This window comes from Streptomyces mashuensis (genome assembly GCF_014654785.1).
Lineage (GTDB): Bacteria > Actinomycetota > Actinomycetes > Streptomycetales > Streptomycetaceae > Streptomyces > Streptomyces mashuensis.
On the sequence record NZ_BNBD01000002.1, the window covers coordinates 237,608 to 251,340 of the forward strand.

The window sequence follows — 13,733 nt, forward strand, 5'->3', positions numbered from 1 at the left end:
CCACGACCCGGAGAGCAACCGGGCCGGCACAGACCCGAACCGAAAGGGACACCCCCGTGACCATCCTCGACTCCTCCACCACCAGCCACCCCCAGGCCGCCGACTCTGCCCCGGCCAACCTGTACTCCCGCGCCCAGGTCCGCACAGCCATCAACCACGGCGCGACCATGGCAGCCGACGAGGCGCACGTATCCAGCTACGCCGACCGTTTCGCGTGGGCCGTCACCGCCGTCATGACGCTCCTCGACACGCCGTCCGCACGATGGGACGAAGTGGAGAACCAGCACCACCGGGAGGCACCCGCCGACGCCCCCGACGACGATGCGCCGCAATACACCCGCGAGCAGGTCTCCCAGGCCGTGAACAGCGGCATCGATCTGGCCGCCGAGCACACCGGACGCGCCTACGCCGACGACCTGGACAACCTCGTCGTGAACGCCGCGCTCACCCTCCTCGACGACCCGGACGCCGACTTCTACACGGTGGCCACCGAGTGCTACTCGGAGAGCCCGCGCGTCGTCCGCTCCTGGCTCTAGCCACCCCGGCGGGGCGCGCCCCCCTTCCCCGCGCGCCCCGCCTCACCGCCCGGAGAACAACCGGGACAGATCTCGACCCGAAAGGCCAACGCCCCGTGACCACGCTCAACTTCGCCCTCAACGAGGTCATAGACATCGCCATGCACTCGGCGCTCGCCCCGCGCCACACGCTGCGCGCCACCGCCGACCAGCACGAGACCGACGAGACCGTGCACGCCGCCCTGTGGTGGCTCCGGGACAGCAGCGGCACCTACCTGACCGGGAATTCCACACACAAGGGCGCCCCGCGCGACGCGTACGCCGAGGGGTACGGGCCGTGCGGCGACGACGCCTCCGGCATCCTCGGCGGCGACTCCCGCCTCATCGACGCGATCCCGCTGTACGAACCGGAGACCGGCGCCTGCCTGCACTCCGACCTGATCCGGGCGCAGCGCGACGGGCACAACACGTTGACCCTCACCCTGGACGGCGCGCGCGTGGGGCTGAGCACCTTCACCGCGTCGAAGCCGGTCGCCCCGCACGGGCTGACCGCGTACACGCACGGCATTGCCGACCTGGCCGCCGCCAAGGAACTGCGTCTGACCTGGAAGACCGGCAAGGCCAAGCACCTGCTGCACCTGGCCGCGCGCGGCCCGCACGGGGTGAAGGGACACGTCGTCATCGGGGCCCGCTCGGGCAAGGTGTTGCGCGCCGCCATCACGTACCCCTCGGACCACGGCGTCGTCCAGAGCACGGCCGAGGGCACCAACGACGTCCGCACGCTCCTCGACCGGCTGTCGCCGTCGCCGTGCCCGCCCGGCTGCACCGCGCCCGGTGTCAACGCGTGCTTCGACCGCGCCCTCCAGAAGTAGCCCCCGTTCCGGCAGGGGGCGACGCAAGCCGCCTCCTGCCGGTCCACTCCCCGGCGAGAGCAACGCCGGAAGACCCGAAGGAACCACCTGATGGCCACTGCCACCGCCCCCGTGACCGCCGCGCCGGCACTCGCCCACCGCGTCGCCGAGCGCCTGCCGCACCGCGACGGGAACGCCTGGACGGTTGCCCCGTACGCGGCCTGGTGGACGACCCGCCCCGCCGCGCGCCTCACCCAGGCCGGGCGGCCCGGCGCGCTCATCCTCGCCGAACACCCGTGGCGCACCGAGATCGCGTGGCAGCTCGATGACCGCGAGCCGTACGAGCCGGACCTCATCCTCGACCGAATAGCGCCGGGGCCCGTGGTACGCGAGACCCTGCGGCTCGTCCTGCCGCGCATGGATGACGTCGCTGCCCTCGCGTATGCCGACCGGCCCGCTGACGCCCGGCGCGCCCGACTGCGGCACCTGAACTTGATCGGCAGCGCGGTGCGGGCCCACGGCCCGGCGACGGTCAACCGCACCGGCAGCCACCCGAACAGCGACCTCGTGGAGTGGAGCAGCCAGGGCGTGCGGTACGCGGTGACGCTCATCGGCGCGAACCCGGCGTGTGACCTGTCAGTCAGCGGGCCGGTCGCCGACGTCGAGCAGGTGCTGCCGCTGTTCCTGCCGGAGCGCGCTGCCGAGACGTCCCGGTTCCCACTGCGCGATGTGCGCACCCGCCTGGGCCGTCGCGTGGCCGCCCACCTGGTGCAGTACACGCCTGTCGACCAGCTCGACGACGGCGAACTCACCTTCGGCGCGGCGACGGGGCCGTTCGGCTATGTGTGTCCGCCCGCCGACCCGGCCGCCCGCATCCGCGACACCACGCCCGTGGTCGCCGAGCTGCACGGCGTCGGCGTCGACCACTTGGTCCACCTCGCTGCGCGCCTCGCCAGCTGACCCAGCACGACCCTACCTGCCCCGTCTGCTGCCGGGCGTGACTGACCTCACGCCCGGCAGTGGCGTTCCCGGCGGACAGAAGACGCCGCTGGCCGGCAGCCTTCCGGCTCCTCGTGGCCTGGTCGACCCGGGCTGCTCCTCTCCGGGAAGGAGTCCTTTTGACCCTCCGCGCCCCCGAGCGCGCCGCCCGTCTTCGCATCCCGCCCAACCCCCGTATCGGCTCGCTGTGCAGCGGATACGGGGGCCTGGACCTCGCGGTACAGGACCTGCTCGGAGGAGAGGTCCTGTGGCACTGCCAGTACGACCCCGACGATCCCGGCCAGCATGCCGCTCGCATCCTCGCCCACCACTGGCCGCACATTCCGAACTACGGCGACATCACCTGCGTCGACTGGAGCACCGTCCCGCCCGTCGACATCCTCACGGCCGGATTCCCCTGCACGGACGTCAGCCTCGCCGGACAGCTCGCAGGTATCGCGCCCGGCACCCGCTCCGGCATCTGGGCTCACGTAGCCCACGCCATCCGCACCCTCCACCCGAAATTGGTAGTGATCGAAAATGTCCGAGGTCTTCTCTCCGCACCGGCCACTCGCAGCATGGGACGAGGAGATGGGCCAGTGGATGTCCAGCAGCGAACCGGGCCTCTTCGAGGTCTCGGTGCCGTACTCGGAGATCTGGCCGCCATCGGGTTCGATGCGGAGTGGAAAGTGCACCGCGCATCGGACGCCGGAGCCCCGCACCGCCGCGAGCGCGTGTTCGTCCTCGCCTGGCCGTCGGCATAGGGCGGTTGGACCAGGTGTGACCTACCGACGCGCGGCGACGGTACGCGCGGCCGGTCGGCCGCCAGTCCGGCAGCACACGGCCCCGGCCGAGCCTGCCGGCGAGTGCCCCTCAGCCCCGCTGCTTAAAACCCCCACGGCGCAGCTCGCGGTGAACGGGGGGTCACAGCATCCTGACAAGAGACGCGAGGGCGGTCACGGGCCGACCCTCGCGGACGAGGTTGAGCACCTGGTGCCGGGCGCCGCTCACTACGGCGAGGCCCCGGTGTGCCGTTCGAAGGCTGGCGGAGGCGGCCAGCTCGCCATGCCGCTCGCCGCGTTCCCGGGAGGCACCCGCTCGCCAGCCCCTGGTGAAGCCGTGTGGGGGCGGTATGCCCCGACCATCGCCCGATGGGAAAGGCGCCTTGGCCGGGCTGCTCCTCCGGCGGTCGACGACCGCGGTCGCCTCGCTGCCCCGTTCGTGGAATGGATGATGGGGTTGGTTCCGGGCTGGGTTACCGCAGTGCCCGGCCTTCCTCGTGCGGCGCAGTTCGCGGCGCTGGGTAACGGGGTGGTCCCCGCGCAGGCGGCGGGCGCTGTGAGCCTGCTGCTCGACCGTGCGCTCGGAGACGGTGGGGCGTAGCGCCTGGGCTTGGCCGCGTCCTGGCCCTCGCGTGGGTCGGGGCGCGGCCTTGCACGCTCCGGCAGGCGAAAGCCGGATGCGACAACGCGCGTCACATGCATGGCATTGGGCTGCACAAATACAACCATGATGACTCGTGCTGTAGTATTTATGGAGTTGGTGGAGAGCAACCGCCAGCAAGACCCGAAGCGAAAGAGACCGCCCCGTGAGCGAGCTGACCGCAGTCCAACAGAGCGTCGTCACCACCGCCCTCTCCTACAAAGCCGTCGGCGCCCCGATCCCGGCGCACGTCATGGCCGAGCTCGACGAGATCGCCGCGCCCTGGCCCGGCCGCTGGCTCCTCCCCTGGGAAGAGGGCGAGCCGGAACGAGTAGTTGAGCTGTGCGCCGGTCCGGGCGGTTGGGGCGAAGGGTTGAAGACGGTCCTCGGCGTCACCCGCTTCGACGTCGTCGGCGTCGACATGGACGAGGACGCGTGCGCGACCGCCCGCGCAGCCGGCCACGTCCGCATCTGCGCCGACATCACCAAGCTCGACCCCGAGCACCCGGCACTGCGCTGCACGCACGGCGTCATCATCAGCCCTCCGTGCCCCAGCTTCTCGACGTCAGGTAAGCGTGCCGGATTGCTGGGAACCAACCTCGACATCCTGTGCGAGACCATCTCCTACGTTGGCGAGGCCGCCGGGTTCATCCGTCTCGACGAGGTGTGCTGCGACGAGCTGTATCCCGACCTCGAAGACGAGTGTCCGCTGTGCGCCGACCTCGGGTACCACGAGGGCTACGCCCCGCGCTCCGGTGCCACCTGGAACGAGGTCCGCGCCACGCTGCACGGTCTCACCGACCCCCGCATCGGCCTGATGGCCGAGGTAGCGATCTGGCCGCTCGGCCTCCAGGCAGCAGGCGCACCGATCGCCTGGATGGCCATGGAGCAGTCCAGCAACCTGCCTGAGCGAGTCCTGGAAGAACTCTCGATCGAGTTCGGCTGCGCCGACTGGTTCCGTACCTCTTGGGCCGTCCTGGAGGCAGCAGACCTCGGTGTCGCCTCCCGCCGGAAGCGGACGTTCATGATCGCCACCCGGCACAAGTGGGTGGACATCACCCCACCCGCCCAGGCTCTGCCGGTCACGACGATGGCCGAAGCCCTCGGATGGGACGAGGGTGAGCGGATCAACACCCGAGGCAACCGGCCCGTCGACCCGGCCACCGGCCGCGCCAAGGGCGGCAACTGCTTCTCCGCCGACAAGCCGTCCTGGTGCCTCACCGGCAAGACCCGCACCTGGGTCCGCGAACGGGACGGGCTGCGCCTGACTCCCGCCGAGGCCGGAACCCTCGTCTCCTTCCAAGCCGCCTACCCATGGCAAGGCTCCCGCTCCAGCCAGTTCCAACAGGCCGGAGACGTCGTCTGTCCCGCCGTTGCCGCGTACGTCCTCGCCATACTCCACGGCATCGACTGGGAGCCACGGGTCCGCGACTACCTCACCGGCCTCTACCACTACGAAGACCTATGGGGCGACGAGTACGACCTAGCGGTCTGACCTCCACCGCGCGCCCGGCCTTCCCAGCGGAGGCCGGGCCGCGGTCCCCGCCGCACGCGGGCGACATGAATTCGGGCTAGCGGCACGTGGGGTGGTCCGTGGGCCTTTAGCGTGGCCTCGACGACCGTCGGCAGCGGCTCGGGGAGGATTGCCCATGGGGTGGACACGAACGGCGAGCGAGGTAGTGCATCGCGGCCCCTTCATCACGCTGACCCGCGACTCGGTGATCCGGCCGGACGGCAGCAGCGGCACGTACGAGCACATCACGGTCAACAGTGCGGTCCGCGTCGTGGCCCTCGACGACCACGGTCGAGTCGTCTTGGTCGAGGACGACTTCTACCTCCATCAGCGCCGCGTCCTTCACCTTCCAGGAGGCGGCAGGGGCGGCCAGGAGCCGCAGGAGGCGGCATTGCGCGAGCTGGAGGAGGAGACGGGGCTCGTCGCTGGCACCCTGCGTCCGCTCGGCATGATCCACCTGCTGCCCGCCGCGACGATCGCGACGACGCACCTCTTCCTCGCCACTGACCTGCGGCCCGGCACGATCCACCGAGACGACACCGAAATCGGCATGACCGTGCACTGGTGGAAGCTGAGTGAGGCTGTGGACGCTGTTCGTGCTGGTCGCATCACTGAGGCTGGCAGCGTCGCCGCGCTGCTCCTGGCCGCGGCGGCCTCGGGCGGCTGATCACCTGCCTGCGGATACTCGGCGAGCGTGTCGAGCGGAACAGGCAGAGGCCGGGGCCGGAGAACTCCCTGGGCGCCTCGGCGTACCGCATCATGCGGCTCGCCGGTCCAGCGCCGTGATGTCGTGGCCGCAGAAGTCGACCAGTTCCTCTTGCAGGTTCGTGATCTTCTTCGTCACGGTGGCGAGTGCGGTCTCGGCGTGGGCGAAGTACGGCCAGGCACGCACGACCTCGCCCTTGACCCACCGCCGGCACATCTCGCTGTGGCTGTCCGTGGCCTCGGGATCGAGGTCGAACGCCTCGTTGCAGTAGGCCAGCCAGGACAGGCGGAAGACGAACAACGCGGAGACGGCGGCCAGCGCCTCCTCCGCCGTTGCCCTCAGCGGCCGTTGCGGCGCGAGCCCGCCGATCAGATCCATCAAGGACGCGTGGACGGCTTCGCTGTCGAACACGCCCTCACCAACCGCAGAAGCCGGGTCGTCCCTCGTCGTGGTCACCGCGGGCGCTCGAGTCGCCAGGACGTACTGCGTGCGCCATGCCAGCCCGCGCTCCGCCCGGGTGCTCCTCGATCTCAGCCATCCCAGCATCGGTGCCCCTCCCTCCACGACGCCCAGCGGCATCCCCCCTTGTCTACCGGACCATCCGCCCCGCGACAACGATCAAGCCGGAGGTCAGCGATCCCGGTCCTCTGCCGCAGAGGGCCGCCGGTGGCGGCCCCGCCCCTTGCCCATCGCGGGCCGGTCCCACTCGGCCGGGCGCTCCTCGACAGGCTGCCGCGGGTACAAGACGGCCTTCGCGGCCGCCAGGTCCGGCACGACGCCTACCGTCACCCACTCGCTGCCGCTCCACTCCTGGATCACCCTCGGCGCGGTCGGCTCGATGTGCGCACCACGGTGCGGGCCTGACGTCAGCGGCACCGCCCGCAGCTTCCCCCTCGACCGGGCCCGGCGCTCCTCGCGTCGCCGCGCCCAGTCCTCCAATGGCTCTTCGTCCATCGCAGCATCGTGGCGCAACCGCGGCTCGCACGGCCACTCCTGGCGGCATTCGGAAGCCATGACGCATTGGTCACGACGCGCGGTGCAGGGAACTGATCGCAGACCGCATCATCTCGACCGTGGCTTGCCATGTGTGCTCGTTCTAACACCGAGCGACACAAGCCCGGCCCGGCGTTCACTGTCCGTCCTTCCGTCTCTCCACTCCGGAAGGAAGCCCAATGACCGTACCCGCGCTCTCTCGCCGTGCCGTCGGCCTCGTCGTCGGCGCCGTCCTCATCATCGTTGGCGTCGTGATCGCATCCGTCGCAGTCTTCGGCAGCAGCACCGCGCCCGACCCTGCGCCGTCCCGCCCGCCGACCTCGTGGCCTCCCACCGACGAGCCGACGCGAGGCCTGGCCCCGGAGCGGAGTTGCTTGATGTACGACCTCGAGTGCCAGACCGGGGAGGGAGACGAGAGTTCCGGTGGGGCGACCTCGCAGCCGTCCACTCCTCCCGACGACACGGGCGCAACCGCCGGGGCCAGTGGGCTCTTCGTCGTAACCTGCTGACGATTCTCGAGCTTTGGCCGTTTCACCACCGCCCGCCTGCCGCGGCTGACAGACTGCGGCAGGACTGGGAGGGATGGAAGGGCATGACCGTCATCAAGGTCGTCACGTTCAACACCCTGTTCGGTGGGCACGACGACTTCGGGCTCGGTGCCGGCAATCGCTGGGACGGACAGATCGCATTTCTCAAGGGTCTGCAGCCCGACATTCTGGCCTTACAGGAGTGCAATTTCTGGGACCTGCTCGGCAACAGGCGTATGTACCAGACCCTCAATGCGCTCGAAATGGGGTCCGCGTTCCTCGCCTACGCCAATGAGACGACCAGCGGGCATCGCTTCCATAGCGTGATCATGCTCAGCAGCCGCATCAGGGTCGCTGCGCAGGGGGCCGACCGGGATCGCTTCCACCATGTGATGGGCTGGGCGAACCTGCTCCTGCCGGGTGTCGACGGTCAGGTAGAGCTGCGTAACCTCCATCTCGACCCCTTCGACCCGCGAAACCGGGCACGCGAGGTCGCCCCGCTGGAAGTGCTGGCCGCTCCCGGACGCCGGGCTCTGGTCGTCGGCGACATCAACTCCATCGGGGCCGGGTACGCCGAACCGGACTGGACCTGTCTTCCACCTCACCTGCTCAACGGACATTTGCGGTCTCCCGGCCAACAGGAGGTATCCGACCGCGAGGCGGTGGAGTTGCTCGCCCGCGCCGGTTTCGCCGACGCCAGTGCCCCCTTCGGTCAGGACACGGCAGCGACGGCCGCATTCGGTAATGGCGACGTACCGCGACGCCAGGACCTCATCTTGGAGAGCCCTGACATGGCTGTTGCGCAGGTCAGCTACCAGGTGCACATGGAGCCGGTGGACAAGGAGCTGTCGGACCATGCTGCCGTGAGCGCCGACTACGACCTGAGCCGCCTCACGCAGGCCGTCTGACGGGGGTCACGCGCTGCTGCGCCCCAGGTAGTGGTAGTTGAAGGCGTGGGTTGCCCATGCCGCTGCAGCGCCCATCAGCGTGCCGCCGGGCCATTGGTCCGCTGAACTGAGCTCGAACCCGTCCGAGGAGTGCGTCAACGGCGGGCGGTACTCGGTCAGCCAGCGGAACAGCACGGACAGCTGCGAGTCGTCCCTGAGGTCGTGGTGGCGTTTGACGAGCCCGTCCCGGATGACGTCCTCGAGGGACGGCTCGTCCTCGGCGTCCCTTCGCCGAGCGAGCGCTTCGGTGATCTCCTCCACCGGCACGTGCTCCGGCTCGTCGCTGAGCTGCTGCGAGTAGAGGAGCAGGGCGATGGTGGGCAGGGCCTGGCTGAACGGGCCACTGCTGTACGCCTTGGGCCAGACGGGCTCCAGAAGCGTTGCCGAGCGGCGTAGGGCCTCGCTCCACCGAGAGTTCCGCCAGTCGTCGTTCTCCGCGACGCTGAACGCCATCCGCCCCGCTGCCCACCACAGATCCCGCATGTCAGCCATACCGCCAACCTACGGGCCCATGGCCATCGTGTCAGCGGCTTCCCTCAGTTTCGACGAGCGGGACTCTGGGGCCGTCGCCGCCGTTTGCCCCCCGAGCCGCGATGCTGTGTGGGCCCGCTGTCAGTACCCGCTGCGACCATCGCTTTCATGACCACGACCACCAGGGGCGTGCAGCCGCGCGACGGCCAGAACCTCGTCGTGCCGGTGTGGAACGCTCTCACCGAACGGGCCGACGAGATTCGCCGTGCCCTGCCACCACGCCCCGCCGACGTCCGCGGCCGGTGGAGGTGGCTGCGCTCCCTTGACGAAGACCAGGCACGCCGCGCCGCGCTCCTCGACCGCCTCGACGCTCTGTGCGCCCACGTGGCCGGGCGGCCGGCACTCGGCTATGACTCCGGCGACCTGCTGCCCGCGGCGGCGCTCGAGGAAGCCGACGGCTTCACTAGCGATACCTTCGCGCTCCTCATCGCCCAGTACCGGGCACAGCAGGCTGTTGACGCTGGTTGAGATGCTGCGGGGCATGTGGTGGCGGCGCGACTGTGCTCACGGGCGGCGGGCTGGGCAAGATGCCCTCATGAACGACTTCGCCTCCGCCGACACCGTCTCCTCTGCCCTGACATGGCCGAAGTGGGAAGCGTTACAACGCGGCCATATCGCAGCACAGCAGCGCGAATTGAGTGACCCCGATGACTTCGTGACGGATGCCGAACTCGACGAGCTGTACGCGCAGCCTTGCCCGCTCTGCGCCCGGACAGGCCGGTGGAAGAGGAGCGGCCGCACCGTGAGGTTCACGGCGTGCGGGCACGCCTTCCCCGTACCGAGTAAGCCAGCACCTGTACCGGTCGCGCCGGCGCGTCGACCGGGTGACTGCCTGGGGTCGTACGACCGCAGGTCAGGCACCTTCGCGTTCTCCGACGGCACACTGCTCGTGACCTTGAAGTTCCTGTGGATACAGACCATCGAGCAGGGCGAGGAGCACTGGCAGATCACGACGACCGTGGCCAAGGGCGCGTACGTCCCCGTCGGCACGATGAGCGTCGAGAGGGCCGAGGTGGAAGGCGTCGTGCCCTTCGCCTTGGCCAAAGCAGTCGTCGCCGTCGCCGACGAGGAGTCGGACCGCCCTGTCATCACCATCAAGTGGCGGGCCAGCTACCGGCATGAGGTCATAGCGGTGTCCGAGCGGCGTACGCCTTGGGCGCCCTCCTGACGCCCTCACGCAGGTCGCCGCGACGGTAGGCCCTGCTGGCCGGGATGCTGCCCCGCTGCACTACCTGCCCGGCACGTTTCTGTGGCCGTGCCCGGTGATGAACGGAGCACCACATGCAGCCCGCCGTCCTTCAGGCCATCGATGCCTGGGAGCAGCACTGGCACCAGACGCAGGCCGCGGCCGTCGCCGCGCTGAAGGCCGCCTTCCCCCGGCTCGGCGACCGTCCGCGGTACGTCGGCTGCAACGACATCCGCCTGGAGTACGAGGAGGCCGGGCTCGGCGGCGGGAGGGTCTGCCTCGACGACGAGGGGCGCGCCAACGTCGAGTTCGACCGGGTCCCCAACGAGGTGATCGCGCGCGCCGTTGATGGGATCCGGCTCCCGTACCTCGACTACGCCGACGGGCCGCTGTGCGAGGCGCCGCCCGGCACGTACGTCTATGAGTGCGAGGGGTCGGCCGCGCAGTTCGAGTTCACCCTCGGCAAGATCGGTCACGGCCAGGTCGTCATCTCCTTCGCCACCATCCCGGACGCCGTGGCGATCCTCGACGCCCTGGAGCGCGCCCTCGATGAGCACGACGCCGACGCGACGCGACACTGACCAGGCCGTTTCGTACGGTCCGCCCCCATGAGCCTTCACCGCTTCCGATGGGCGCCCGACGTCTCCGTGCTCTCCCAGATCCCGACGAACAGCGACGGCATCAAGGTCCGCACCTGGAGCATGAGCAGCTTCCCGGTCAGGTTGTACGTCTCCGTCATCCGGCAGACCCGAGAGGCTTACTACGGGCCCGCCGGTAAACGGCCGCCGGGCCTGTGGAAGCGCGTCCTGCACGCCCTCGTGCTGAGCAACGGGTTGAGCTACCTGCATTACTGCCCGGACCTGCCACCCCTCGTGCTCGGAATCGAGCTGTCGGTGCCGCGGTTCACCCTCCTGCTGGGGTGCGAGACGCGCCGGCACAACCAGGCGCTCGCCGAGCACTTCGCACAGCGCTGCCCGGCGTGTGTCGCCGCCGGGTGGGGCCCGCCGGAGAACGCGACGTAAGGTGCGGCCACCGTCCACTCTCCCGTCGCTCGCCCCGCTGCTTCATCCAGGACCGCGCCCGCGGTCCGGCGGCCGGGCAGGACGGAGGCCCGATCGTGGCCCGACGACGCACCGGCCCCACGGACACAGTCCGCGACCTCGTCTTCCAACGCGACGGCGGGTGCTGCGTCCGCTGCGGCTCCCTGCACCGGCTGACGATCCACCACCGGGTCAACAGAGGCATGGGTGGCGCGCGCGAGGTGTGGATCAACCAGGCGCACAACCTGCTGCTGGCTTGCGAGGTGTGCAACGGCTGGTTTGAGGACAACCCGAAGCCCTCGTACGAGGCCGGGTGGAAAGTCAGGCGCCCGCAGCTCCCCGACAAGGTAGAGGTCCGCTACGCGGACGGGCGGGTGTACCGGCTCACCCCGGACGGCGTGCGCACCGCGGTCGTGGGAGCGGCCCGATGAAGCGCGGGGCCGCAGGGTTCATCGACTTCGGCCGGTGGACGGCCGGCACCTGGACCACGAAGACGCCCGGCATCTGGTTCGCGGTCGGCTACACCTACCACCGCGACGAGCGGCCGTACGGCGCCTGCGGGCCCGCCCTCACGGTCGGTCGCCGCACCTGGGCCGTGTTCCCCCTCTACTCCCGTGCCGAGTACAAGGCGCGGAGGGGTGACCCCTGGGCGAAGGAGAGCGAGGAGTTCCAGCCGCTGCCGCGATCTCGTCGCGGTCTGCGGCGGCTGATGTGGTGGCTGTGAGGCGACTGGTCGGGCTCGGCGTTCTGCGGCGCAGCGCCGTCCCGCGCATGGCAGTCGGCCGGATCGCCCTCACTGACGCTCCGCATTCCCGTGATCCAGGTACGCACGTCGACGTCGGGGGGCCGGTGATCCTTTTCGGCCGGTTGGGGTTTGCCCTGCTCAGGAGGGGTGCGCGGGTCACGCCATGACAATCCTACGCCCTCCGCTGTACTATTTGTGGGTTCGTTCGGCATGGGGTTGCCCCAGCCTTCGCCGGCACCAGCCCGGTGCCCTACCCGACGGAGGCCAGTCATGCCCGCTGCGCACCACAAGCTCACGGTTCCCGACCACAAGACGCTGCGCGCCGAGGCCACGAGCCAGGTCAAGGAGGAGCTGGGCAAGATCGCCCGCCCCGACGACCGGTTCAAGAGGGCCTGCGAGATCGTGCAGCAGGCCGACCTCGAGATTGCCGCCCACACTGAGGAGCGTAACCAGGCCGCTCTGTCGCTGTGGTTCTACGACGGCGTCCGCGGCCTGGACAAGGTCCTCGGCATCCTCCCCAACGCGTACTCCGAGATGCGCCGCTTCGCCCTGCACGGCGACAAGAAGGCGACGATCAACCCCGGGGGCGACCTCAACGCCCGCATGACCGCCGAGGAGCGCATCGCGGCCGCGCAGAAGGCCGGCGTGCCGCGCCTCGACTCCGACGAGGCCAGCGACCGGCTGCCGGCCCTCGCTGCGACGGTGGCGGTCGCCGCGGCCCGCAGGAAGGCCGCGATGCCGTTCCTGCAGGACGCCGCGCTCGCGCTCACCGAAGACCCGTACGGCTGGTCGACGGACCGCATCGCCAAGCTCGGCAACACCACTCCGAAGTACGTGCGGGACGTGAAGAACAAGGCGGCAAAGCGCCGCGGCCACTGAGCCTCCGACCCTCTGGCCCGGCCCCGAAGCTCCACCGGGGCCGGGTTTTCAGTCCTCGGTGATTGACCGGGGCCTGAAAATCCGGCGCCGGAGAACCCGGCTTCCGGTGGTCCGGGTCCCGGTGGACCGGGTCCCGGCAGATCAGGCGCCTTTAGTAAGAACATCAAGCAAGACCATCAAGTAGTTACGGTGCCTTCGCTTCGCTCAGGCACCGTCGGCATCTGGCGGTCAGCAACCGGCCCCTTCGACGAAAGCGGTTCCACGACGTACTCCAAGCGGACGGCGCCACTGTCACAGATTCGGCAGAAGCGACGTTCCCCCCGGTATGACGACCATGCCCGACACTGTCCCTCTGGCCCGCCACTACTACGAGACCCGCCGCGAGGTCTTGGCCGCTGGCGGCGCGCAGCTCACCCCCTGGTACCAGCTTGATCCCGAGGAGCGGGCCGTCGCCGTCACAGAAGCCGTGATCATCCAGGAAGCGGTGCGCCGCGCGAACGAGGAGCACGCGGTGCTCATGGCCGTCCTGGCCAGCCGTCTGCCCGCCGCCGACGAAGTGACAGCTCCTGGGTGACCGCCGGTCCGCGGCCACCCGGAAAGCCAGGTTCGTCCTCTAGGGCTCGTCCGAGTTACACACTAGGGTCCCGGCATGATGGTGACGATCAAGGCAGAGTGGCAGCACGACGGCCGGGGCGTGCAGTGCGAGCTGGTCCTGAAGGACCCGCAGCGTGGCACGGTCACGCTCCCGGCCACCCTGGTCATCGACAAGGACGACGTCGAGACCCCGCAGATGCTCGTGAAGGGCCCTTTGAAGATCACCGCCGAGGCCCCCGGTCTAGCTGGAATCACGCTGTCCAGCGAACCCGCGTAGGACCAGCCCCGACGGCGCGCCGCCGACCG

General features: G+C 69.9%; 19 protein-coding genes. 16 read left to right on the forward strand and 3 right to left on the reverse strand.

The features are described from left to right. Positions 1–56: 56 nt before the first annotated feature. The 6 genes from IE305_RS06230 to IE305_RS06255 all read left to right on the forward strand — a co-directional run bounded on the left by IE305_RS06230 (position 57) and on the right by IE305_RS06255 (position 5,946). Positions 57–536: a hypothetical protein gene (locus IE305_RS06230; RefSeq protein ID WP_190128423.1), complete on the forward strand. Its 480-nt coding sequence runs from the start codon at positions 57–59 to the stop codon at positions 534–536. Between the two features lie 95 nt (positions 537–631). Then, entirely contained in the window at positions 632–1,387 is a 756-nt protein-coding gene (locus tag IE305_RS06235) for a hypothetical protein (protein ID WP_190128424.1), read from the forward strand. A gap of 90 nt (positions 1,388–1,477) precedes the next feature. Beyond that, on the forward strand, positions 1,478–2,326 hold the full coding sequence (locus tag IE305_RS06240; RefSeq protein WP_190128425.1) for a hypothetical protein: 849 nt from the start codon (positions 1,478–1,480) through the stop codon (positions 2,324–2,326). Positions 2,327–2,484: 158 nt separating this feature from the next. Beyond that, positions 2,485–3,108, forward strand: a complete 624-nt coding sequence (locus IE305_RS06245) for a DNA cytosine methyltransferase (RefSeq protein WP_229890643.1) — start codon at positions 2,485–2,487, stop codon at positions 3,106–3,108. 824 nt (positions 3,109–3,932) lie between these two features. Next, positions 3,933–5,261 (forward strand): DNA cytosine methyltransferase, encoded by a 1,329-nt coding sequence (locus IE305_RS06250; protein WP_190128426.1) that lies wholly within the window; start codon positions 3,933–3,935, stop codon positions 5,259–5,261. Between the two features lie 154 nt (positions 5,262–5,415). After that, complete coding sequence (locus IE305_RS06255) at positions 5,416–5,946, forward strand: NUDIX domain-containing protein (protein ID WP_190128427.1); 531 nt, start codon at positions 5,416–5,418, stop codon at positions 5,944–5,946. Between the two features lie 90 nt (positions 5,947–6,036). On the opposite strand, the gene IE305_RS06260 is transcribed toward IE305_RS06255, so the two are convergent. Further along, complete coding sequence (locus IE305_RS06260; RefSeq protein WP_190128428.1) at positions 6,037–6,396, reverse strand: hypothetical protein; 360 nt, start codon at positions 6,394–6,396, stop codon at positions 6,037–6,039. Positions 6,397–6,615: 219 nt separating this feature from the next. Next, entirely contained in the window at positions 6,616–6,939 is a 324-nt protein-coding gene (locus IE305_RS06265) for a DUF6087 family protein (RefSeq protein WP_229890645.1), read from the reverse strand. Between the two features lie 631 nt (positions 6,940–7,570). On the opposite strand from IE305_RS06265, the gene IE305_RS06270 reads away from it, so the two are divergent. Beyond that, on the forward strand, positions 7,571–8,413 hold the full coding sequence (locus IE305_RS06270; RefSeq protein WP_190128429.1) for an endonuclease/exonuclease/phosphatase family protein: 843 nt from the start codon (positions 7,571–7,573) through the stop codon (positions 8,411–8,413). 6 nt (positions 8,414–8,419) lie between these two features. Here IE305_RS06270 and IE305_RS06275 read toward each other — a convergent pair whose 3' ends face one another. Then, positions 8,420–8,944, reverse strand: a complete 525-nt coding sequence (locus IE305_RS06275; RefSeq protein ID WP_190128430.1) for a hypothetical protein — start codon at positions 8,942–8,944, stop codon at positions 8,420–8,422. A gap of 147 nt (positions 8,945–9,091) precedes the next feature. Here IE305_RS06275 and IE305_RS06280 point away from each other — a divergent pair, with 147 nt between their 5' ends. The 9 genes from IE305_RS06280 to IE305_RS06320 all read left to right on the forward strand — a co-directional run bounded on the left by IE305_RS06280 (position 9,092) and on the right by IE305_RS06320 (position 13,704). Then, a complete protein-coding gene (locus tag IE305_RS06280) occupies positions 9,092–9,451 on the forward strand; it encodes a hypothetical protein (RefSeq protein WP_229890647.1) in 360 nt (119 codons plus the stop codon). Between the two features lie 67 nt (positions 9,452–9,518). After that, complete coding sequence (locus IE305_RS06285; protein WP_190128431.1) at positions 9,519–10,151, forward strand: hypothetical protein; 633 nt, start codon at positions 9,519–9,521, stop codon at positions 10,149–10,151. Positions 10,152–10,264: 113 nt separating this feature from the next. Further along, entirely contained in the window at positions 10,265–10,750 is a 486-nt protein-coding gene (locus IE305_RS06290; RefSeq protein ID WP_190128432.1) for a hypothetical protein, read from the forward strand. 27 nt (positions 10,751–10,777) lie between these two features. Further along, a complete protein-coding gene (locus IE305_RS06295; RefSeq protein WP_190128433.1) occupies positions 10,778–11,191 on the forward strand; it encodes a hypothetical protein in 414 nt (137 codons plus the stop codon). Positions 11,192–11,286: 95 nt separating this feature from the next. Next, complete coding sequence (locus tag IE305_RS06300; RefSeq protein ID WP_190128434.1) at positions 11,287–11,640, forward strand: HNH endonuclease; 354 nt, start codon at positions 11,287–11,289, stop codon at positions 11,638–11,640. Then, a complete protein-coding gene (locus tag IE305_RS06305; RefSeq protein ID WP_190128435.1) occupies positions 11,637–11,933 on the forward strand; it encodes a hypothetical protein in 297 nt (98 codons plus the stop codon). The genes IE305_RS06300 and IE305_RS06305 overlap by 4 nt, the downstream gene beginning before the upstream one ends. 291 nt (positions 11,934–12,224) lie before the next feature. Next, positions 12,225–12,833 carry a hypothetical protein gene (locus IE305_RS06310; RefSeq protein WP_190128436.1) on the forward strand — a complete coding sequence of 203 codons (609 nt, stop codon included), beginning with the start codon at positions 12,225–12,227 and terminating at the stop codon, positions 12,831–12,833. Between the two features lie 334 nt (positions 12,834–13,167). Beyond that, positions 13,168–13,407, forward strand: coding sequence for a hypothetical protein (locus IE305_RS06315; RefSeq protein ID WP_190128437.1), 240 nt, complete (start codon positions 13,168–13,170; stop codon positions 13,405–13,407). A 75-nt stretch (positions 13,408–13,482) separates the two neighbouring features. Further along, complete coding sequence (locus tag IE305_RS06320; protein WP_190128438.1) at positions 13,483–13,704, forward strand: hypothetical protein; 222 nt, start codon at positions 13,483–13,485, stop codon at positions 13,702–13,704. Positions 13,705–13,733: the final 29 nt, after the last annotated feature.

What these genes read in the sequence shown, in the direction of transcription:
- IE305_RS06240 (WP_190128425.1), top strand. Translation starts at nt 1,478, where the DNA reads ATGGCCACTGCCACCGCCCCCGTGACCGCCGCGCCGGCACTCGCCCAC.
- IE305_RS06255 (WP_190128427.1), top strand. Translation starts at nt 5,416, where the DNA reads ATGGGGTGGACACGAACGGCGAGCGAGGTAGTGCATCGCGGCCCCTTC.
- IE305_RS06265 (WP_229890645.1), bottom strand. Translation starts at nt 6,939, where the DNA reads ATGGACGAAGAGCCATTGGAGGACTGGGCGCGGCGACGCGAGGAGCGC.
- IE305_RS06270 (WP_190128429.1), top strand. Translation starts at nt 7,571, where the DNA reads ATGACCGTCATCAAGGTCGTCACGTTCAACACCCTGTTCGGTGGGCAC.
- IE305_RS06275 (WP_190128430.1), bottom strand. Translation starts at nt 8,944, where the DNA reads ATGGCTGACATGCGGGATCTGTGGTGGGCAGCGGGGCGGATGGCGTTC.
- IE305_RS06280 (WP_229890647.1), top strand. Translation starts at nt 9,092, where the DNA reads ATGACCACGACCACCAGGGGCGTGCAGCCGCGCGACGGCCAGAACCTC.
- IE305_RS06285 (WP_190128431.1), top strand. Translation starts at nt 9,519, where the DNA reads ATGAACGACTTCGCCTCCGCCGACACCGTCTCCTCTGCCCTGACATGG.
- IE305_RS06290 (WP_190128432.1), top strand. Translation starts at nt 10,265, where the DNA reads ATGCAGCCCGCCGTCCTTCAGGCCATCGATGCCTGGGAGCAGCACTGG.
- IE305_RS06295 (WP_190128433.1), top strand. Translation starts at nt 10,778, where the DNA reads ATGAGCCTTCACCGCTTCCGATGGGCGCCCGACGTCTCCGTGCTCTCC.
- IE305_RS06305 (WP_190128435.1), top strand. Translation starts at nt 11,637, where the DNA reads ATGAAGCGCGGGGCCGCAGGGTTCATCGACTTCGGCCGGTGGACGGCC.
- IE305_RS06310 (WP_190128436.1), top strand. Translation starts at nt 12,225, where the DNA reads ATGCCCGCTGCGCACCACAAGCTCACGGTTCCCGACCACAAGACGCTG.
- IE305_RS06315 (WP_190128437.1), top strand. Translation starts at nt 13,168, where the DNA reads ATGCCCGACACTGTCCCTCTGGCCCGCCACTACTACGAGACCCGCCGC.
- IE305_RS06320 (WP_190128438.1), top strand. Translation starts at nt 13,483, where the DNA reads ATGATGGTGACGATCAAGGCAGAGTGGCAGCACGACGGCCGGGGCGTG.